Genomic DNA, 18827 nt, shown 5'->3' with positions numbered 1-18827 from the left:
GGGGAGACCATGGGCAGCATCGTGCTGAAGCAGGTGACCAAGAGTTTTGGGACCACCAAGGTGATCCCGCCGCTCGACCTGGAGATCAACGACGGCGAGTTTGTCGTCTTCGTCGGCCCGTCCGGCTGTGGGAAATCGACCTTGCTGCGCTTGATCGCCGGGCTGGAGGACGTCAGCAGCGGCGTCATCGAGATCGATGGCCAGGACGCGACGAGTACGCCGCCCGCCAAGCGCAGGCTTGCCATGGTGTTCCAGTCCTACGCGCTCTATCCGCACATGTCGGTCCGGCGCAACATCGCCTTCCCGCTGCGCATGGCCGGCATGGACAAGGCCGAGCAGGACCGCAAGGTGGAGGCCGCCGCCAAGGTCCTGAACCTCACCGACTATCTCGAGCGGCGGCCGGGCCAGCTCTCCGGCGGCCAGCGCCAGCGCGTCGCGATCGGCCGCGCCATCGTGCGCGAGCCGGAGGCCTTCCTGTTCGACGAGCCGCTCTCCAACCTCGACGCCGCCCTGCGCGTCGGCATGCGGCTGGAGATCAGCGAACTGCACGAGCGGCTGAAGACGACGATGATCTACGTCACCCACGACCAGGTCGAAGCCATGACCATGGCCGACAAGATCGTGGTGCTGCGCGCCGGATACATCGAGCAGGTCGGCTCGCCCCTGGACCTCTACCGCAGCCCGCGCAATCTCTTCGTCGCCGGCTTCATCGGCTCGCCGCGGATGAACTTCATCGAGGGCGCGGAGGCGAAGAAGCACGGCGCGCACACGATCGGCATCCGGCCCGAGCACCTGACCATCTCCCGCACCGAGGGCATGTGGAAGGGCACCGTCGGCGTCTCCGAGCATCTCGGCTCCGACACCTTCCTTCACGTCCGCATCGACCATGGCACCGTGACGGTCAGGACCGACGGGGAGGTCGACCTGCATCACGGCGACACCGTCTACCTCACGCCGGCGCAGGACCGTCTGCACCGGTTCGACGACAAGGGCCTCGCGCTTTGAGACGACTGGAAGGAAAGTCGGCGCTCATCACCGGCGCCGCGCGCGGCATCGGCAGGGCCTTCGCCGAAGCCTATGCGCGCGAGGGCGCAGCGGTGACGATCGGCGACATCAACCTCCGGGGGGCGGAGGATGCCGCCGCGGCGATCGGGCGGGGGGCCCATGCCGTGCGACTGGACGTGACCGACCAGGCTTCGATCGAGGCCGCGGTCCGTGCCGTCGAGGAGCGCCGCGGCGGCATCGACATCCTGGTCAACAATGCCGCGCTGTTCGATCTCGCGCCGATCGTGGAAATCACGCGCGAGAGCTATGACCGGCTCTTCGCCGTCAACGTCGCCGGTACGCTGTTCACCCTCCAGGCCGCCGCCCGCTCCATGATCGCGCGTGGCAAGGGAGGCAAGATCATCAACATGGCGAGCCAGGCGGGACGGCGTGGCGAAGCGCTGGTGGCGGTCTACTGCGCCACCAAGGCAGCCGTCATCAACCTGACCCAGTCGGCCGGCCTCGACCTCATCAAACACGGCATCAACGTCAACGCCATCGCGCCGGGCGTCGTCGAGGGCGAGCATTGGGACGGCGTCGATGCGCTCTTTGCCCGCCACGAAGGCCTGCTACCGGGCGAAAAGAAGAAGCAGGTCGCCGCCGCCGTGCCCTACGGGCGGATGGGGACGGCCCAGGACCTGACCGGCATGGCGATCTTCCTTGCCAGCGCGGAAGCCGACTACATCGTCGCCCAGACGTACAATGTCGACGGCGGGAACTGGATGAACTGATGGCCAATTCATCCCCCGTCAAGCTTGGCCTGTCCGCCCTTTCTGATCTTCCGGACACCGTGGAACGCCCGACCTATCGGCGGTCGGACCTGTCCCCGGGCATTCTCCATGTCGGCGTCGGAAACTTCCACCGAGCGCACCAGGCAATGTACATGCATCGGCTGTTCGAGAAGGGCCGTGACCGCGACTGGGCGATCGTCGGCGGCGGCGTCCGGCCTTCGGATACCTCCATGCGCGACAGGCTGTCGGCCCAGGACTGGCTGACCACCGTCGTCGAGCTCGATCCCGCCGGTCTCTCGGCCCGCGTCTGCGGATCGATGATCGACTTTGTGCCGGTACAGCCGGAGGCGCTCATCGCCGCGATGGCTCGCCCGGAAATCCGCATCGTGTCGCTCACGGTCACCGAGGGCGGCTACTTCATCGATGCCGGGACCGGCGGTTTCGACGCCTCCCATCCCGACATCCTCGCCGACCTCGGTGACCGGGAAAATCCGAAGACTGTTTTCGGCGCCATCATCGCAGCACTCGCCCGCCGGCGCGAGGCGGACCTGCCGCCCTTCACGGTGATGTCCTGCGACAACCTGCCGGAAAACGGCCACGTTACCCGACAGGCGGTGATCGGGCTGGCACGCAGCATGCGCCCGGGCATGGAGGACTGGATCGCGAGCAACGTCGCCTTTCCAAACGGAATGGTCGATTGCATCACGCCCGCCACCGGTCCGCGCGAGATCGCTCTCGTGCGCGACCGCTTCGGCATCGATGACGCCGCGCCAGTCGTGTGCGAGCCCTTCCGGCAGTGGGTGCTGGAGGATATTTTCCCGCACGGGCGTCCCGCGCTGGAGGAAGTCGGCGTGCAGTTCGTCCCCGACGTCGCGCCTTACGAACTGATGAAACTGCGCATCCTCAACGGCGGCCACGCGGCCATCGCCTACATCTCGGGGCTTCTCGGCATCCGTTACGTCCACGATGCCATGCGCCACCCGCTCGTCTCCGGCTTCCTTGAACGCCTGGAGCGTGAGGAGATCATGCCCACCGTTCCCACGCCGCCGGGCGAGCACCTCGAAGCCTACTATCGCAAGATCGTCGAGCGCTTCTCCAATCCGGAGGTGGGCGATACGGTCGCGCGGCTCTGCCTGGACGGGTCCAACCGGCAGCCGAAGTTCATCCTGCCCACAATCGCCGACCGGCTTCGCGACGGGCGTTCCGTCGAAGGCCTGGCGCTGGAGGTCGCGCTCTGGTGCCGCTATTGTGCGGCAATCGACGAGGAGGGCAGGGCGATCGAGATCGACGATCCCATGGCGGACGAACTGAAGCGCCGCGCGCGCGAGGCGAAGACCGATCCGTCCGCCTGGCTCGGCATGTCGCGCGTGTTCGGGCCGCTCGCCGGCTACGACCCCTTCGCAAAACCCTTCGCCGCCGCGCTCGCCGCGCTCTGGCAGGACGGCGTCTCCGCCGTCGTCGGCCGGTACCTGCGCGGCGATACTCCCGCCTGAATGGCGCGGGGAGGGAGGAAAGACACACATGATCCTGTGCTGCGGCGAGGCGCTGATCGACATGCTGCCCCGCCCGATCGGGCAGGAAGGCACGGGCTACCTGCCCGCGCCGGGCGGAGCCGTCTTTAACACCGCGATCGCGCTCGGGCGGCTCGGGGCGCCGGCGGGCTTCTTCTCCGGCCTGTCGACGGACCTCTTCGGCCGCGCGTTGGAAGCGGCGCTGGCAAGTTCACACGTCGACACGCGGCTCTGCCTGCGCTCCGCGCGCCCGACGACGCTCGCCTTCGTGGAGCTCGAGGCGGGGCAGGCGCGGTACACATTCTACGACGAAAACACCGCCGGCCGGATGATCGCGCCCGATGATCTACCCACCATCGGTGGAGACGTCGACGCGATGCTGTTCGGCGGCATCAGCCTCGTCTCCGAACCCTGCGGCAGCGCCTACGAGGCGTTGATGCAGCGCGAGCACGCCGCGCGCGTCATGATGTTCGATCCCAACATCCGCGCCGCCTTCATCGCCGACAAACCCGCCCATATCGCCCGCATGCGCCGCATGCTCGCCATGGCCGACATCGTCAAGCTCTCGCACGAGGACCTCGCCTGGTTCGGCGAAGGTACGGATGCCGACGCGGTCGCGCGCTCCTGGCTGGAGCTCGGACCGAGCCTGGTCCTCGTCACGGGCGGCGGCGACGATGCCGTCGCCTACACGAAGCGCGGCCATGTGCGCGTGCCGCCGCGCAAGGTCGACGTGGTCGACACGATCGGCGCCGGCGACACCTTCAACGCCGGCATCCTTGCCGCCCTCCACGAAGCGGGCCTGCTCGCGCAGGACCGTCTCGCCGAGCTTTCGGAGGCCCAGGTTCGCTCCGCGGTCTCGTTCGCCAACGCGGCTGCGGCCGTCACCGTCTCGCGCGCCGGCGCCAATCCGCCCTGGCGAAGTGAGATCGCGTGATAGGCGTTGTTTTCGAAAGATTCGGATGCTGAGAAATCTACTTCAGGTTGAGAACGACCATTGTCGACGTCTCGGCGACGGACGGGATCGATTGCAGCACGTTGGAGATGAAGTCGCGTAAAGCCTCGATGTCCTTCACCCACACCCGCAGCAGGTAGTCGATATTGCCGGTGACGAGCAGGCACTCGGTGATCTCCGGCCGCCGCGCCACCTCTTCGAGGAACTGGCCGGCACCTTCCGGTCCCTGTTTGCCGAGCCGCACGGAAACCATGACGCATATGCCGAGCCCCATCGCAGCGTGGCTGATGCGCGCCGTATAGCCCTGGATCACCCCGCTTTCCTCCAGACGACGCACACGGCGGCTGCACGGGGTGGGCGACAGCCCCACGCGCTCGGCGAGTTCGACGGTCGACATGCGGCCGTCGCGCTGCAGTTCGGCGATGATGCGCTGGTCGAAGAGATCGAGTTTGGCCATGGCCGCATCTCGCTACGAATTTCGAGGATCGTAGCGAGATACCATCGAAAAGGACGGCGATGTAAGTGCGAATTGGCGAGATTCACTCTACCGGTGTCGCTAATCTTCTATGCAAGACGAGTGGGAGAACGCCGCGATGCCCGCCTACATGATCTGCACCATGAATATCCACGACCCCGAGACCTACCGCAAATACACGGCACTGACGCCGGCTACGCTGGCGCGCCACGGTGGCAGATTCCTGACCCGCGGCGATCCGATAAAGACCTGCGAGGGTGAGGAGTTCACCGATCGCATGGTCATCCTGGAGTTTCCTGACAAGGCGGCCGCCGAGGCCTGGTATGCCGACGCCGACTACCAGTCGGCCTCGAAATTCCGCCGCGCGTCCTCCGTCGGTCGCATGATCCTGCAGGAAGGGCGGCCAGACCAGGCAGCACCCGACCCGCGCGTCTAGAGACGCCCGGATGATCCTCGAAACCGCTCAATCGATCTGATTGGACACCCGATGGACCAGTTTACGCAGCCCGAACGTCCCGCCTTCGCGCGCTGGCTCGGCGGGACCAACGACGTCACCCACATGTTCCTGTCGGCCGGCAACGGTCCCGACATGATCAACATGGCCGGCGGCCTGCCCGATCCGAGCGTCTACCCCGTAGCGGAACTTGCGGCCATCGCCCGCGACGCGGTCGCCAAGAATCCGCGCGATGCGCTGAACTACAGCCCGATCGAAGGCCTGCCGGCCCTGCGGGACGCGATTGCGGCCCGCTTCAGCGACGAGAACCTGACGCTGACGCGCGACAACGTGCTCATCACCACGGCGGGTCTCCAGGGGCTCGATCTCCTCGGCAAGGTGCTGATCGACGAGGGCGGCCTCATCGCAGCGCATTCGCCGACCTATCTCGGAGCCATCGACGCCTGGCGGGCCCGGCTTCCGGCCTACCGGCCCTTCAACCCCGAAAGCAACGCCTTCGACGCCGTGGCGGCGCTGAAGGGGGCGCAGTTTGCCTACACGGTGCCGAACTTCTCCAACCCGACGGGACGGCTCATCGACCTCGAGCGGCGCAAGGCGCTCGTGGAAGCCGCACACGAGACCGGCACCTGGCTGGTCGAGGACGATCCCTACGGCGCGCTCTACTACGACGGCGATCCGCTGCCGCGGCTGCTCTCTCTGTCCGGCGCCATGCGGCCGGGAGACACGCCTTATTCCGGCCCCGTCGTCTACATGGGCACGCTGTCCAAGGAACTCGCGCCCGGCTTGCGTATCGGCTGGCTCGTCGCCGCGCCCGATCTCATTGCCGCGCTCACCATGGCCAAGCAGGGCTCCGACATGTGCTCCAGCGGCCTGACCCAGCGCGTGGCGCTCGATGCTTTCGCGGCGCGGCTGCCCGAGCGCATCCTGCCGAACATTCTCGATCTCTATAAAACCCGCCGCGACGCGCTCTGCGCGGCGCTCGCCGAGCATCTGGCACCCTGGTTCGACTTCGAGAAGCCGGTCGGCGGCATGTTCGTATGGGCGGTCGCGCGCGATCCCAGCTTCGATACCGACAAGTTGTTGAAGGCGGCGCTCGCCGAGGGCGTGTGCGTGACGCCGAGCAGCGTGTTCGACGTGGAGGGGCGCAACCGCCGCGCCATCCGCATCAACTTCACCCTGAACTCGGCAGAACGGCTGGGCGAAGGCGCGCGGCGGCTGGCTCTCGCGGCCGCCAGGGTCGCGGCGGCATGAACGCGCTGCGGGGCCGTGATCCCAGCAAAATCAAGCGCGTTGACGCTTCGGACTGCCACCCATAGGGTTGTGGGGCTGGACGAAGCCGAGGTTCGGGAGGAGCGAGCGCGAGGATGGAGAAGGGCGTATGGGTTTCTCTTCGGGTACGGAGAATTTGGTCTATCAGCCGGGATACGCGGACTTCTATCTGAAATCCCAGTACGGGATCTTCCCGCAGGAGCATCGCTCGCTCGCCGGAGCAAGTCTGCTCAACATGATCATGGTGGACCAGCAACGCCATGATTTCAGCGATCCCGCCGTCTCAGAACTCATCGTGTCCTTTCCTGTCGTCTCCGCCCCGTGTTCCTATGCATGGGACATGGGGTTCGGCTGGTCGAGCGTGCGTTCGCAGGCCGGCGACCTGATCGTCGTCCCCCCGCACACCGAGAGCCGCTGGCGCGTCAGCGGCGCGCGGCGCCTGCTGGTCTTCGCCATCCCCGTCGAGATCGTGCGCAAGGTGCTCGGACCGGAATGCCCGGCCGATCTCACCTCCGCCTTCGAGACCATCTCCGGATCCTCCCGTCCCGACGCGCTGACGCAGCAGGTCATGCTGAAGCTTTGGGAAATGGGCCGCGGCGAGGAGCCGCCGTCGCGCATCATGGCCGAGAGCGTCCTGACGACGCTGGTCTGCCAGGTCCTGTCCCTGTCGCAGGGCGCGGCCGAAACCGCCGGCTCGGGCGCCATGCCGCCGCGCAACATGAAGCGGCTGATCGAATATGTCGACGCGCATTTGCACGAGGATATCGGGCTTGCCGAACTGGCCGAGATCGCGGGCTGGGGCGTGCGCCATTTCGCCCGCGTCTTCCAGCAGACGATGGGCCAGACGCCTCACCGCTGGGTGATGGACCGGCGCGTCAGCCGCGCGAAGTACCTCCTTACACAGCGCGAGATGTCGCTCGCCGAGATCGCCTTCACCTGCGGCTTCGCCGATCAGAGCCACTTCACCACCTGCTTCCGGCGCTCCACCGGCTTCACGCCGCTGCGGTGGCGCAATGGCGGGTTTTCCGGCGCCTGACTCCGACTGGCATGATCGCTGCTGCCGGCTCGCTGCCTGCGGTCCGTAGGGTTCTTCTGTACCCGCATAAGGCGTCCGTTTCCCAAAACCCGAGTCCCGATCGGTAAAGAAGAGGGTAGCCTTTGCTGCGACACTGGCCCGAACAAAGACGCTAAACCACACTTTCAAAGCGGGAAGAGCATCATGAGCGATGACAAGTCGATGATCGGCACGGACGTGGATTTCGATCGCGAAGGCCTGCAGTTCGGTTCGCTCAAGATCCCGCACTCCGTCCATCGCTCCGCCTACGGCCATATCCGCATCCCGATCGCCGTCGCCAACCGGGGCGAGGGGCCGACTGTTCTTCTCACCGGCGGCGTCCACGGCGACGAGTACGAGGGACCGATCGCGCTCGCCCGCCTCGTGCGGGAACTCGACATGTCGAAGCTGAACGGCCGTTTGATCGTCATCCCGGCGGTCAACTATCCGGCCTTCGTCGCCGGCCGTCGCACCTCGCCCATCGACGAGATCAACCTCAACCGCACCTTCCCGGGCAAGCGCAACGGCACGATCACCGAGATGATCGCGCACTACGTCACCACCGAACTCCTGACGCGTGCCGACTACTGCTTCGATTTCCACGCCGGCGGCAGTTCGCTCCAGTATCTCCCGACGCTGCTGGCGCCGCGATGGGACGATCCGGCCGACAAGCAGAAGCTCGAAAATCTCATCGACGCCTTCTCGCCGCCCAACGTCGTCTACTACGACAGCATCCGCGCGCTGAGCGGCGAGGACCGGGTGATCGGCAACTACGCCTACCAGAACGACGCCTTCTTCTTCACCGGCGAATTCGGCGGCGGTTCGACCGTCAGCGTGCCCGGCCTGGCCGTGGTCGAGGACGGGCTGAAATCCGTGCTCGCGCATTTGGGCGTCGTGCCCGAGGCGCCGCGCTCGAAGCCGAAAGGACCGATCCGCCGCCTGGTAATGGACAATCCGGGCCTCTACGCCTTCTCGCCCAAGCGCGGCTTCTGGGAGCCGAAGTTCGAACTCGGCGACGAGGTTCCCGAAGGCGGCATGGCCGGCCTGATCTACGATCTCGACGATCCTTGGGCGGAGCCGGTGGCGGTGCATTTCAAGCACGCGGGCTTTGCCGTGTGCATCCGCACCTTCTCGCTGGTCGAGGCCGGCGACTGCCTCGGTCACCTCGCGTCAGACGTCTGACGCACGCCGCGGCCGGGGGACTCCCCGCTGCCGACCGTCTCCGCCGGAGTTGCGAAAACCATGCACGCGTTCCCCGTCCGCCTGACGGAAAGCCCGAAGCCGTTGCCGAAGGACGTCTCGAAGAGCTTCGGCGACGCCTATGGCGACCACATGTTCCTGATGGATTATGACCGGGAGCGCGGCTGGCACGACGCCCGCATCGAACCCTTCCGCAATATCAGCCTGCATCCATCGGCTGCAGTGGTCCAGTACGCCCAGACCATCTTCGACGGGTCGAAGGGCTACCGCCGCGCCGACGGCGGCATCCACCTGTTCCGTCCGCAGGTGCATGTGGAACGCCTCAACCGATCCGCCGCGCGGCTCTGCATGCCTCCGGTCGATCCGGACCTGGTGCTCGACGCCATGCTGCGCCTGACGCGGATCGACAGCCGCTGGGTCCCGAGCGAGCCCGGCACGGCCATCTACGTGCGCCAGACGATGATCGGCACCGAAGGCCTGATGGTCGTGCGCCCATCGAACACCTACACCTTCATGATATTCCTGTCCCCGGTGGGCTCCTACTACGCTCAGGGCGCCGGTCCGGTGCGCATCCTTGCCACGGAAGCGCGCGTGCGGGCGGCGGCGAACGGCGGCATCGGAACTGCCAAGGCCGGCGCCAACTACGCCGCGAGCCTGCTGGCAGGGGTGGAAGCGCATGCCGGCGGCTTCAGCCAGGTGCTGTGGCTCGACAGCATCCACCGCCGCTACCTCGAAGAGGTCGGCACCATGAACATCTTCGTCAAGATTGGCGGAGAAGTGGTGACCCCACCGCTCGGCGATTCCATCTTGCCGGGTGTCACGCGCGACAGCGCGCTCACGCTGATGCGCGAATGGGGGCTGGCGCCGTCAGAACGGCCGATCGACATCGAGGAGGTCATGGCCGCCGGTCGCGACGGGCGGCTGGAGGAGATGTGGGGCGTCGGCACGGCGGCGGTGGTCTCGCCGGTCGGCGAACTCACCTATCGCGGTGAAAGCGTCGCCATCAACGGTGGCCGGACCGGTCCGCTGGTCCAACGGCTCTACGACGCCGTGACCGCGCTCCAGTACGGCAAGGCGCCCGACCCGTATGGCTGGAGGGTCGATGTGCCCACGGAATAGGCGGTGCCTCGAATCGCTCCGCCGAGTCGTTTCTGAAAAAGGGCGGTCCGTTTGACGCAAGACCATGCCCGCCGAGCCCGTCACTATCCGTCGCGATACGTGTGATCGGTTGGAGCCGACGACGACAACAACTCCAAAAGGGGAATGACATGAACCGAGATTTCGCAAGGGGTTCGCGCGCCTTCCGCGGCGCCCTGCTCACATCGGCGGCGCTCGTCTCGCTGGCGGCGGCGACGCCTTCCTTGGCCGACACCGTCAAGGTCGGCCTTCTGGTGCAGCTCACCGGCGCCAGCAGCGCCGACGGGCAGGAGATCGTCCGCGGTGCCGAGATGGCGATCGAGGACATGAACGCGGCCGGCGGCGTCAACGGCGACACCTTCGAACTGGTCATCGGCGACACCAAGGACGGTGCGGCGGGCGACGTCGCTCTCGCCGTCGAGCGTGTGCTTTCCGATTCTGACGTGCATTTCGTCCTCGCCGGCTACGCCAGCCTGACCGGCTTTGAGATCGACGACATGCGCGAGGCCGACATGCCCTACATGCTGGCCGGCCCCTCCGGCCAGACCGCCGGCATCATCTCGCCCGATCCGGACGCCTACTGGTGCTGCTGGTCGCTGACGCCCTCCTTCGACGCCTACAATACCGACGTGACCCTGCTCGCCGAAGACCTGGCCGCGGAAGGCAAGATCGAACTGCCGAACAAGAAGGTCGCGCTCATCTCGTCGGACAACGCCTATTCCAACACCATCCACGACGGCATGGTGAAGCAGTTCACCGACAATGGCTGGGACATCACGGTCGACGAGGTCGTCCCGTTCGGCGAGGTAAACGACTGGCGCACCATCCTGGCGAAGGTCCGTCAGGACCCGCCGGACCTGGTCATCAACCTCGACTACCTGCCGGCCAACTCGGCTTCCTTCATGAACCAGTTCATGGAAGACCCGACCGACAGCCTCGTGTTCCTCCAGTACGCGCCGAGCGTGCCGGAATTCGTCGAACTGACCGGCGAGAACTCGAACGGCGTGCTCTACGATCTCCTCGGCGGCGTGCTCAACACGCCGAAGAACCCGCGGGCGGCGGAACTGAACGACAAGTTCAAGGAGAAGTACGGCGTCGAGAGCGGCACCTACGGCATCGGCATCTACGAGATGCTCAACGTCTACTTCGACGCTGTCGACAAGGTCGGCGATCCGACCGATCACGAAGCCATCGGCAAGGCGATCGGCGAGACCTCCAAGCAGGTCGCGGAAGGTCGCCTCGAATTCGATCCCGAGACGCACCTCGCCAAGCAGGGCGACGAGTACTTCCCGATCCAGTTCTACCAGATCCAGAATGGCGAGCGCGTGCTGATCCGTCCGGAACAGTACGCCACCGGCGAGTTCCAGCTGCCGCCCTTCATGAAGATGGACGAGTAGTCGATCCGCCCCGGCGCACCCCGCCGGGGCGGCCCGACAGCCGGACTGGAGAGAAAATTTGGCCCTGCTCGTAGTCGAAGGCGTGTCCAAATCCTTTGGCGCCCTGAAGGCGGTGGACGACGTTTCGTTCACCGTCGAAGCCGGAGAGATCTTCGGCCTCGCCGGCCCCAACGGCAGCGGCAAGAGCACGCTGTTCAACATCCTGACCGGCATCCCCTTCGGTCCCGACCGCGGCCGCATTTCCTTCGACGGCGTCGAAATCCACGCCATGTCGGGCCACCGCATCGCAAGGCTCGGGCTCGCCCGATCCTTCCAGCGCGAGACCAGCTTCGAAAGCCTGAGCGTGTGGGAAAACGCGGTGCTCGGCGCCGCCTATGGCCATGGCTCGGGCTCCGGCGACGACACCGTGGCGGAAGCGCTTACGTTCGTCGGGCTCGACCGCGAACACTGGGGTCGCCCGTCCAACGAACTTTCCGTCTACGACCGCAAGGCTCTGATGCTGGCCGCCGCGCTTGCCATGCAGCCGCGCATGCTGCTTCTCGACGAGCCCGCCGCCGGCCTCACCAAGCCCGAGGTCGACGCCTTCATCCTTCTCGTCCGGCGTATCGCCGAGCGCGGCATCACCATCGTCCTGACGGAGCACATCCTGACCTTCCTGATGAGCCTCTCGCAGCGGCTCCTGGTGCTGAACCAGGGACAGATCCTGACGCTCGGGCTCCCCGATGAGGTGATGCGCGATCCGCGGGTGGTCGAAGCCTATCTCGGCTCCAGGAGGCACGACTCATGACGGCACTGATCGAGATCGAAGGCGTCGAGACCGGCTACGGCCGCGTGAAGGTGCTGCACGGCCTTTCCGTCGAGTTGCAGGAAGGCGCCAACATCGGACTGTTCGGCCCCAACGGCCACGGCAAGACGACGCTGCTGCGGGCGGTCTCCGGTTTGCTGCGCTGCTGGTCCGGCTCGATCCGTTTCCTCGGCCAGGAGATCGCCAATCTCTCGCCCCGCCGCATCGTCGAGATGGGCCTGATCCACGTGCCGCAGGGCAGCCGGCTGTTTCCCGAACTCACCGTCGGCGAGACGCTGGCCCTTGGCGCGCAGCGCAAGGAGGCGCGGCCGGAGCAGGCGAAGAACCAGGAACAGGTGCTCGCCATCTTCCCCAAGCTGCGCGAGCGCTGGCGCCAGCGGGTCTCGACCCTTTCCGGCGGCGAGCGCCAGATGCTGTCGATCGGCATGGCCATGATGAACCATCCGCGGCTGCTCCTCCTCGACGAGCCGACGCTCGGCCTCGCGCCGAAGATCAAGGAGGAACTCGCCGTCGCCATCCACAAGATCTCCGCCGAGGGCGTGCCGCTCATCGTGGTGGAGCAGGACGTCGAGTTCCTGCTCGATCTGACCAGCCGGCTCTTCCTCGTCAGTCATGGCGTCGTCGAGCGCTCGATCGATTCCGAGCATCCGCTCGGACACGAGGACATCATGCAAATGTATTTCGGGCACTGAGGCGATGGGAGCGACCGGCGACATCATCTTCAGCGGCCTGTTCCAGGGCTCCCTCTACGCCATCATGGCGGTCGGGCTGGCGCTGATCTGGACGACGATCGGCGTGTTCAACTTCGCCCACGGCGCGCTGATGATGATCGGAGCCTACGCCACGTGGTCGGCGGTGGACTATCTCGGGCTTCCCCTGCCGCTCGGGCTGTTCCTCGGCGTCGCCGCGTCGGGTCTCATCGGCTGGGGCCTGCAGGTCTCGCTGATCCGGCCCTTCATCGGGCGTGACGACATCGTCCTGATGGTCGTCATCATGACGCTGTCTGCCGCCTCCTTCTTCGAGAACGGCGCGCTGGAACTGTGGGGGCCGCGGCCCAAGCAGCTGCCGCCGCTGGTGGAAGGCACGGTCAACCTTCCCGGCCTCATCGTATCGGCGCACCAGCTCGCGATCATCCTGATCTCCCCCTTCATCCTGGCCGCCATCTGGTACCTCCTGCACAAGACCCGCTTCGGGCTGCAACTGCGGGCCGTGGCGCAGAACGAGGAGGCGAGCCAACTCGTCGGGCTCAATCTCAAGGCACTCTACGGCATCGCCTTCGCGCTCTCGGCCGGTCTCGCCGCGCTCGCAGGCATCTTTCTTGGCGGCTTCAAGTTCATGTCCCCGGTCATGGGCTCCGATCCGCTCCTGAAGGCCATGGTCGTCGTCATATTCGGCGGCGTCGCGACCATCTCGGGACCGATCCTCGCGGCCTTCATCATCGGCTTCATCGAAGCGGCCAGTTCCTATTATTTCGGCCTCTACTGGACTCCGGCGATCCTGTTCCTGGTCCTTATCACCACCCTGATGATCAGGCCCGAAGGCCTCCTCTCAACACCGACCCGGCGCCTGTCATGACCTACAACCGCAACAAATGGTCGTGGCGTGCCGAGGCGCTGGCGCTTGCCGTCGGCACGCTGGTGCTTGCCATGCTGCCGGCCGTCTTCGGCGACACCTACACGCGCCACATGCTCATCATCATCTTCATCTACGCGCTCGCCGCGGCGAGCTGGGATGTGAGCCTGGGCTATGCGGGCATCTTCAACTTCGGCCACATGGCGCTGTTCGGCATCGGGCTCTACGGCTACGCGATCCTGACCAAGCAGCTCGACCTCAATCCCTGGCTCGCCTTCGTGCTGGCGGGCGGGCTGTCGGGGCTGGCGGCCGTCCTGATGTCGCTGCCGATCCTTCGGCTGAAGGGCATCTACATCGTGCTCGTCACCTTCGGATTCAGCCAGCTGGTGATGACGCTCATCGTCAGCCAGTCCGACATCACAGGCGGCACGCTCGGCATCGTGCGCATCCCCACGCTCCCCATCGCCGGTCACAACCTCATCCGCGACGGCAAGATCGGGCACTACTACATGGCGCTGACGCTTTTGGTACTCGGGCTCGTCGCGCTGCGTGTCTTCGTGCGCTCGAAGGCGGGGCTCAGCGTCGTTGCCCTGCGCGACAACGAGGAATATGCGACCAGCCGCGGCATCTCGCTCGCGCGCCAGCGTCTGCTGACCCTTCTCGTCAGTTCGCTCGTCGCCGGTTACGCCGGCGCCTTCTACGGTGCCTATCTGCGCACAGCCGCGACGGACGTCTTCGGGCTCAGCCTGACGACGCTGATCCTTAGCATCGTGCTCCTCGGCGGCATCGGCACCATCTACGGTTCCGTTGTGGCGGCAGCGCTGCTGGTCGTGGCCTCCGAGATGCTTGCCAATCTCGGACCCTGGCGACCCATGCTGATCGCCGTCCTGATCGTCGTCGTCATGCTCGCTTATCCGGGCGGACTGATGGGGCTGCTGCGGGCCGCGATGCCGACGCGCCGCCAGCCAACGGCCAAAAGCGGGAGAGCGGCTTCCAGCGAACCGGTCGAGACCTGAGCGGTCGCATCGCTCGTCCCCATTCGCGCATTCGAGGAGATATCCATGTACGACGGACCAATCATCGACCCGCACCATCACCTCTGGGACATCTCGATGGGCAAGCACCCCTGGCTCGATCCGAACGGCCCCATCGCCGGCGCCATCCCGGGTCTTGCAAGCATCGCCAATGATTTCGTCGTGGAGGATTACGTCAGCGCGACGGCAAAGCACAACGTCGTCGCCAGCGTCCACATCGAGGCGCTATGGGACGGCGATCCCGTCGGCGAGACGGAATGGCTGGAAACGCTGGATAAGAATCAGGGCGTGGCGATCCGCTATGTCGGTGGCGCGGCGCTCCAGACCGACCAGGCGGCCGAGGTCATCGCGCGCCAGGCCGCGTTCGACCGGATGGTTGGCATCCGCGGCATCCTCAGTTCGCATCCCGACGCGTCCAAGAGCTTCGTGGAGAACCCGCACCTCGCCAAGGACCCGATCTGGCGCGGCAACGTCGAGCTCTTGGCCAAACACGGGCTCAATCTCGAATTGATGATGTATCCCTACCAGGCCGACGACGTGGTCGAACTGGCCAGCAGCCTTGCCGACCTCACCATCGTCATCAACCACTGCGGCAGCCCTATCGACCGGGACGAGGAAGGCATGCAGCGTTGGCGCGACGGACTGCGCAAGGTCGCCACCGCGCCCAACACCCGGCTCAAGATTTCCAATCTCGGCGCCTACGATCCGCAGGCTACCGACGAGAGTTTTCGCCACGTGGTTCTGCACTGCATCGACTGCTTCGGCGCCGACCGGGCGATGTTCGGCAGCGACTATCCCGTGTCGAGGATCCAGATGGATTTCGACGAGATCTACAGCCGGTTCAAGGAAGCGGTCTCGTCCATGAGCGCCGACGAGCAGCGCAAGCTGTTCCACGACAACGCCAAGACTGTCTATCGCATGTAGAAGCCGGGCCACGCCCGCGAAACCGAGACCAACGACGAAAGAACGCTCCGCATGCCGAATTCCCATCTCGACATCCTCGAACGGCTGGTCGGCTTCGACACCGTCAGCCGCAACTCCAATCTGCAGCTCATCGATTGGGTCAAGGCCTATTTCGCCGAGCAGGGGGTCGAGGCGGAAGTCCTCTACGACGAGACCGGGACAAAGGCGAACCTGCTCGCTACCATCGGTCCCGTGGACCGGGCCGGCATCGTGCTCAGCGGCCACACCGACGTCGTGCCGGTCGATGGCCAGGACTGGAGTTCGGATCCCTTCAAGCTGTCGGTCCGGGACGGAAAGGTCTACGGACGCGGCACCACCGACATGAAGGGCTATCTCGCCTGCGCGCTCGCCGCCGTTCCAGATTTGGTGGCCGCCGACCTCGCGAGGCCGGTCCATTTCGCGCTGTCCTACGACGAGGAGGTCGGCTGCCTCGGGGTGCCGGCGATCGTTGAGCGCATTATGCAGAAGGGTCCACGTCCGGAAATGGCCTTCATCGGCGAGCCGAGCCTGATGTCGATCGTCAACGGCCACAAGGGAAGCTGCGGCCTGCGCACCGACATCACCGGCCTCGCCTGCCATTCCGCGCAGCCGCATCTCGGCGTCAATGCCATCCTGGCGGCGTCGGAGTTCATGCAGATGCTCAGCCGGCAGCAGGCCCGCATCGCCGCCGATCCGGCTGAAGCGGCACCTTTCGACCCGCCCTACACCACGATCAGCGTCGGCACCATTCGGGGCGGCATGTCGCGCAACACGGTCGCCGGCACCTGCAGCTTCGAATGGGACATCCGTGCCACGCGGCCCGGCATCAAGGAAGAGATCTGGGCGGAGGCCGAGCGTTTCGTCCAGGAGGAGCTGCTGCCGGAAATGCGCAAGCGCCAGCCCGAGGCTGCCGTAAAGACCGTGATCGCCTACGACGTGCCGCCGCTGGTGCACACGGAAGGCAATGCAGCCGAACGGCTCGGTCAGAAACTCACGGGCAAGTCGGACAGCATGACGGTGCCCTACGGTTCGGAGGCGGGTTTCTTCCAGGAAGTCGGGATGGCGACCGTGATCTGCGGCCCGGGCAACATCGACCAGGCCCACAAGCCCGACGAATACATCGCCGAGAGCGAACTGGCCGACTGCATGACGTTCCTCGACGGGCTCGGCCGCCAGCTGGCGGCCTGAGGCTCGGTCGGGAGAGACAACCGGCGCGGAGGCGCCGTCAGGGGAGGGGACGAATGGACCGGAACGATCGGGCGGCCGACTATCTCGTGGCCGAACACACTGGCGGACGGCGCTTCGTGCCCTTCGCCGCCGATTTCGACATCGCCGACCTCGATGCGGCCTATGCGGTCCAGGACGCCTACGTCGCGCGGCTGCGACGGGCCTCTGACGCGCGGCCCGCCGGCTACAAGGTCGGTCTTACCTCGAAGCGCATGCAGGAGATGTGCCGGATCGACACGCCGGTCGCCGGCGTCGTCCTCGACGGTCGGGTCCACGGGTCGGGCGTGGAGCTGCGACTCTCGTTCTTCGGCCGAATAGGCCTGGAATTCGAGATCTGCGTCATCGCGGGCAAGGACCTGCCGCCGATCGGACGGGACTATACGGAGGATGAGGCGGCCGCGGCGATCGGCGCCGTGGCGGCGGCCGTCGAGATCGTCGACGACCGGAGCTGCGACTACGCCACGCTCGACGTACTCTCGCTGGTTGCCGACAATTCGTGGAATGCCGGCGTCGTGCTCGGCGACCGGGTCACCTCCATCCCGGACCTCGCGGCCTGCGAGGCGGTGATCGCGGCGGGCGGTGTCGAGATCGATCGCGGCCACGGGCGCGACGCACTCGGCGGACCGCTGGTGCCGTTCACCTGGCTCGCCAACCATTTGTGCCGGCGTGGCGAAGGGTTGCGGAAGGGCGACTTGGTGATGACCGGCAGCCTCGTCACGACGCAGTTTCCGACCGAGCCGCAATCCTACCGGTTTACCGTCTCCGGCCTCGGATCGGTCGACGTCTCGGTGGTGCCGTAGGCGCCGTCCCGCCCGTATTGCACCGGAAGCGGCAGATGCGCTGTTGATCGGCGACTGCAACTGTTGTTCATCTCGGGCCCGAAGCGTAGAGGGGGCATCATGGGAAGGCCGGTCAGCGTCGAGGACTATCGCCGGATCGCCGCGCGCCGGCTACCGCGGGCGGTGTTCGACTATGTCGAAGGCGGGGCCGGCGATGAACGCGGCGTGGCGCGCAACCGCGCCGCTCTTGAACGGATCCTGCTCTCGCCGCATGCGCTGGCCGACGTCAGCAGCCGCGATCTCTCCGTGCCGTTCTTCGACCGCCGCCTGCCTCTGCCACTGGTCATCGGCCCGACGGGCCTCAGCGGTTCGGTGCGTCCCGGCGCCGACCTCATGCTCGCCCGCGCCGCCGCGCGCGCCGGGGTGCCCTTCGTCCTGTCCACCGCCTCGACGAGTTCCATCGAGGAGGTCGCCCGCGCGTCGGACGGGGAGAAGTGGTTCCAGCTCTACGTGCTGAACCGCGACCTCGCGGACAGCCTGACCCGACGCGCGCTTGATGCCGGCTTCCACACCCTGGTGCTCACCGTCGACGTCGCCGTCAGCGGCCGCCGCGAGCGCGACGTCCGCAACGGCTTCGGCATTCCGTTCAGGATGACTCCCGGCTTCGTCGCCGGCTGCGCCGTGCGGCCGGCATGGTCCCTTTCCCAGCTGAAGCACGGCCTGCCGCAGTTCGGAAACCTCGTTAGTGCCCAGGCAAAGGACGCTTCCTCGCAGGCGCTGCTCATGCTGCGCCAGATGGACGCGAGCTTCTCGTGGGACGATCTGGAAGCGCTGCGGGCGCGCTGGCCGCACCGGCTGCTGGTCAAGGGCATCATGCGTGCCGAGGATGCCGAGCGCTGCTTCGCGTGCGGGGCCGACGGGGTGGTGATTTCCAACCATGGCGGACGGCAGGTGGAGGACACGCCGGCACCCATCGACGTCCTCGCCTCCGTCACCGCGCCCGAGGGCAAGATGATGCTGGTCGACGGCGGCTTCCGCCGGGGTGCCGACGTGGTCAAGGCGCTCGCGCTGGGCGCGAACGGGGTGCTGCTCGGCCGCGCGCCGCTCTATGGCCTCGCCGCGCGCGGGGAGGCCGGCGTCGACGAGGTCATCCGGATCTTCCAGGCCGAGATGGACAACACGCTCGCGCTGATCGGCTGCCCCCGCGCCGAAGACCTGTCGCGCGACTTTCTCGCCTGAGGCAG

The 18827-nt window shown here is 66.4% G+C and carries 19 protein-coding genes; 18 read left to right on the top strand and 1 reads right to left on the bottom strand.

Annotated features, from left to right (window positions below; genetic code table 11):
* The first annotated feature begins 9 nt into the window (after positions 1-9).
* The 4 genes from BSQ44_RS18590 to BSQ44_RS18575 are packed head-to-tail and all read left to right on the top strand — an operon-like array spanning position 10 to position 4220.
* Positions 10-1005 carry an ABC transporter ATP-binding protein gene (locus BSQ44_RS18590; RefSeq protein ID WP_072606621.1) on the top strand — a complete coding sequence of 332 codons (996 nt, stop codon included), beginning with the start codon at positions 10-12 and terminating at the stop codon, positions 1003-1005.
* The gene (locus BSQ44_RS18585; RefSeq protein WP_072606620.1) at positions 1002-1775 is read left to right on the top strand and encodes an L-iditol 2-dehydrogenase; all 774 of its coding nucleotides are present in this window, start codon (positions 1002-1004) and stop codon (positions 1773-1775) included. The genes BSQ44_RS18590 and BSQ44_RS18585 overlap by 4 nt, the downstream gene beginning before the upstream one ends.
* Positions 1775-3268, top strand: a complete 1494-nt coding sequence (locus BSQ44_RS18580; protein WP_072606619.1) for a mannitol dehydrogenase family protein — start codon at positions 1775-1777, stop codon at positions 3266-3268. Before BSQ44_RS18585 ends, BSQ44_RS18580 begins: the two co-directional genes overlap by 1 nt.
* A gap of 28 nt (positions 3269-3296) precedes the next feature.
* Positions 3297-4220 carry a carbohydrate kinase family protein gene (locus tag BSQ44_RS18575; RefSeq protein ID WP_072606618.1) on the top strand — a complete coding sequence of 308 codons (924 nt, stop codon included), beginning with the start codon at positions 3297-3299 and terminating at the stop codon, positions 4218-4220.
* Positions 4221-4257: 37 nt separating this feature from the next.
* Here BSQ44_RS18575 and BSQ44_RS18570 read toward each other — a convergent pair whose 3' ends face one another.
* Positions 4258-4695: an Lrp/AsnC family transcriptional regulator gene (locus BSQ44_RS18570; protein WP_072606617.1), complete on the bottom strand. Its 438-nt coding sequence runs from the start codon at positions 4693-4695 to the stop codon at positions 4258-4260.
* A 136-nt stretch (positions 4696-4831) separates the two neighbouring features.
* Here BSQ44_RS18570 and BSQ44_RS18565 point away from each other — a divergent pair, with 136 nt between their 5' ends.
* The 14 genes from BSQ44_RS18565 to BSQ44_RS18500 all read left to right on the top strand — a co-directional run bounded on the left by BSQ44_RS18565 (position 4832) and on the right by BSQ44_RS18500 (position 18822).
* Positions 4832-5149: a DUF1330 domain-containing protein gene (locus tag BSQ44_RS18565; protein ID WP_072606616.1), complete on the top strand. Its 318-nt coding sequence runs from the start codon at positions 4832-4834 to the stop codon at positions 5147-5149.
* A gap of 51 nt (positions 5150-5200) precedes the next feature.
* Positions 5201-6418, top strand: a complete 1218-nt coding sequence (locus tag BSQ44_RS18560) for an aminotransferase-like domain-containing protein (RefSeq protein WP_072606615.1) — start codon at positions 5201-5203, stop codon at positions 6416-6418.
* A gap of 127 nt (positions 6419-6545) precedes the next feature.
* Complete coding sequence (locus tag BSQ44_RS18555) at positions 6546-7472, top strand: helix-turn-helix domain-containing protein (RefSeq protein WP_072606614.1); 927 nt, start codon at positions 6546-6548, stop codon at positions 7470-7472.
* Positions 7473-7655: 183 nt separating this feature from the next.
* The gene (locus BSQ44_RS18550) at positions 7656-8672 is read left to right on the top strand and encodes a M14 family metallopeptidase (RefSeq protein ID WP_072606613.1); all 1017 of its coding nucleotides are present in this window, start codon (positions 7656-7658) and stop codon (positions 8670-8672) included.
* Positions 8673-8732: 60 nt separating this feature from the next.
* The gene (locus tag BSQ44_RS18545; protein ID WP_072606612.1) at positions 8733-9809 is read left to right on the top strand and encodes a branched-chain amino acid aminotransferase; all 1077 of its coding nucleotides are present in this window, start codon (positions 8733-8735) and stop codon (positions 9807-9809) included.
* 149 nt (positions 9810-9958) lie between these two features.
* Complete coding sequence (locus BSQ44_RS18540) at positions 9959-11224, top strand: ABC transporter substrate-binding protein (RefSeq protein WP_072606611.1); 1266 nt, start codon at positions 9959-9961, stop codon at positions 11222-11224.
* 58 nt (positions 11225-11282) lie between these two features.
* On the top strand, positions 11283-12011 hold the full coding sequence (locus BSQ44_RS18535; protein ID WP_072606610.1) for an ABC transporter ATP-binding protein: 729 nt from the start codon (positions 11283-11285) through the stop codon (positions 12009-12011).
* Positions 12008-12721, top strand: coding sequence for an ABC transporter ATP-binding protein (locus BSQ44_RS18530; protein ID WP_072606609.1), 714 nt, complete (start codon positions 12008-12010; stop codon positions 12719-12721). The genes BSQ44_RS18535 and BSQ44_RS18530 overlap by 4 nt, the downstream gene beginning before the upstream one ends.
* 4 nt (positions 12722-12725) lie before the next feature.
* Positions 12726-13604, top strand: coding sequence for a branched-chain amino acid ABC transporter permease (locus BSQ44_RS18525; protein WP_072606608.1), 879 nt, complete (start codon positions 12726-12728; stop codon positions 13602-13604).
* Positions 13601-14617, top strand: coding sequence for a branched-chain amino acid ABC transporter permease (locus BSQ44_RS18520; protein WP_072606607.1), 1017 nt, complete (start codon positions 13601-13603; stop codon positions 14615-14617). Before BSQ44_RS18525 ends, BSQ44_RS18520 begins: the two co-directional genes overlap by 4 nt.
* Before the next feature lie 45 nt (positions 14618-14662).
* Positions 14663-15559 (top strand): amidohydrolase family protein, encoded by an 897-nt coding sequence (locus BSQ44_RS18515; RefSeq protein ID WP_072606606.1) that lies wholly within the window; start codon positions 14663-14665, stop codon positions 15557-15559.
* Positions 15560-15610: 51 nt separating this feature from the next.
* Positions 15611-16765, top strand: a complete 1155-nt coding sequence (gene argE / locus BSQ44_RS18510) for an acetylornithine deacetylase (RefSeq protein ID WP_072606605.1) — start codon at positions 15611-15613, stop codon at positions 16763-16765.
* Between the two features lie 53 nt (positions 16766-16818).
* Positions 16819-17604: a 2-keto-4-pentenoate hydratase gene (locus tag BSQ44_RS18505; protein WP_072606604.1), complete on the top strand. Its 786-nt coding sequence runs from the start codon at positions 16819-16821 to the stop codon at positions 17602-17604.
* A 99-nt stretch (positions 17605-17703) separates the two neighbouring features.
* A complete protein-coding gene (locus tag BSQ44_RS18500; RefSeq protein WP_072606603.1) occupies positions 17704-18822 on the top strand; it encodes an alpha-hydroxy-acid oxidizing protein in 1119 nt (372 codons plus the stop codon).
* The last annotated feature ends 5 nt before the right edge of the window (positions 18823-18827 follow it).

This window comes from Aquibium oceanicum (assembly GCF_001889605.1).
GTDB classification, from domain to species: Bacteria; Pseudomonadota; Alphaproteobacteria; order Rhizobiales; family Rhizobiaceae; genus Aquibium; species Aquibium oceanicum.
This window is presented reverse-complemented; position numbering and strand designations above follow the sequence as displayed.

Bases quoted from the DNA above. Each gene is read 5' to 3' on its own strand.
- BSQ44_RS18590 (WP_072606621.1), top strand. From the start codon at position 10: ATGGGCAGCATCGTGCTGAAGCAGGTGACCAAGAGTTTTGGGACCACC.
- BSQ44_RS18580 (WP_072606619.1), top strand. From the start codon at position 1,775: ATGGCCAATTCATCCCCCGTCAAGCTTGGCCTGTCCGCCCTTTCTGAT.
- BSQ44_RS18575 (WP_072606618.1), top strand. From the start codon at position 3,297: ATGATCCTGTGCTGCGGCGAGGCGCTGATCGACATGCTGCCCCGCCCG.
- BSQ44_RS18570 (WP_072606617.1), bottom strand. From the start codon at position 4,695: ATGGCCAAACTCGATCTCTTCGACCAGCGCATCATCGCCGAACTGCAG.
- BSQ44_RS18565 (WP_072606616.1), top strand. From the start codon at position 4,832: ATGCCCGCCTACATGATCTGCACCATGAATATCCACGACCCCGAGACC.
- BSQ44_RS18560 (WP_072606615.1), top strand. From the start codon at position 5,201: ATGGACCAGTTTACGCAGCCCGAACGTCCCGCCTTCGCGCGCTGGCTC.
- BSQ44_RS18555 (WP_072606614.1), top strand. From the start codon at position 6,546: ATGGGTTTCTCTTCGGGTACGGAGAATTTGGTCTATCAGCCGGGATAC.
- BSQ44_RS18550 (WP_072606613.1), top strand. From the start codon at position 7,656: ATGAGCGATGACAAGTCGATGATCGGCACGGACGTGGATTTCGATCGC.
- BSQ44_RS18545 (WP_072606612.1), top strand. From the start codon at position 8,733: ATGCACGCGTTCCCCGTCCGCCTGACGGAAAGCCCGAAGCCGTTGCCG.
- BSQ44_RS18540 (WP_072606611.1), top strand. From the start codon at position 9,959: ATGAACCGAGATTTCGCAAGGGGTTCGCGCGCCTTCCGCGGCGCCCTG.
- BSQ44_RS18530 (WP_072606609.1), top strand. From the start codon at position 12,008: ATGACGGCACTGATCGAGATCGAAGGCGTCGAGACCGGCTACGGCCGC.
- BSQ44_RS18525 (WP_072606608.1), top strand. From the start codon at position 12,726: ATGGGAGCGACCGGCGACATCATCTTCAGCGGCCTGTTCCAGGGCTCC.
- BSQ44_RS18520 (WP_072606607.1), top strand. From the start codon at position 13,601: ATGACCTACAACCGCAACAAATGGTCGTGGCGTGCCGAGGCGCTGGCG.
- BSQ44_RS18515 (WP_072606606.1), top strand. From the start codon at position 14,663: ATGTACGACGGACCAATCATCGACCCGCACCATCACCTCTGGGACATC.
- argE (WP_072606605.1), top strand. From the start codon at position 15,611: ATGCCGAATTCCCATCTCGACATCCTCGAACGGCTGGTCGGCTTCGAC.
- BSQ44_RS18505 (WP_072606604.1), top strand. From the start codon at position 16,819: ATGGACCGGAACGATCGGGCGGCCGACTATCTCGTGGCCGAACACACT.
- BSQ44_RS18500 (WP_072606603.1), top strand. From the start codon at position 17,704: ATGGGAAGGCCGGTCAGCGTCGAGGACTATCGCCGGATCGCCGCGCGC.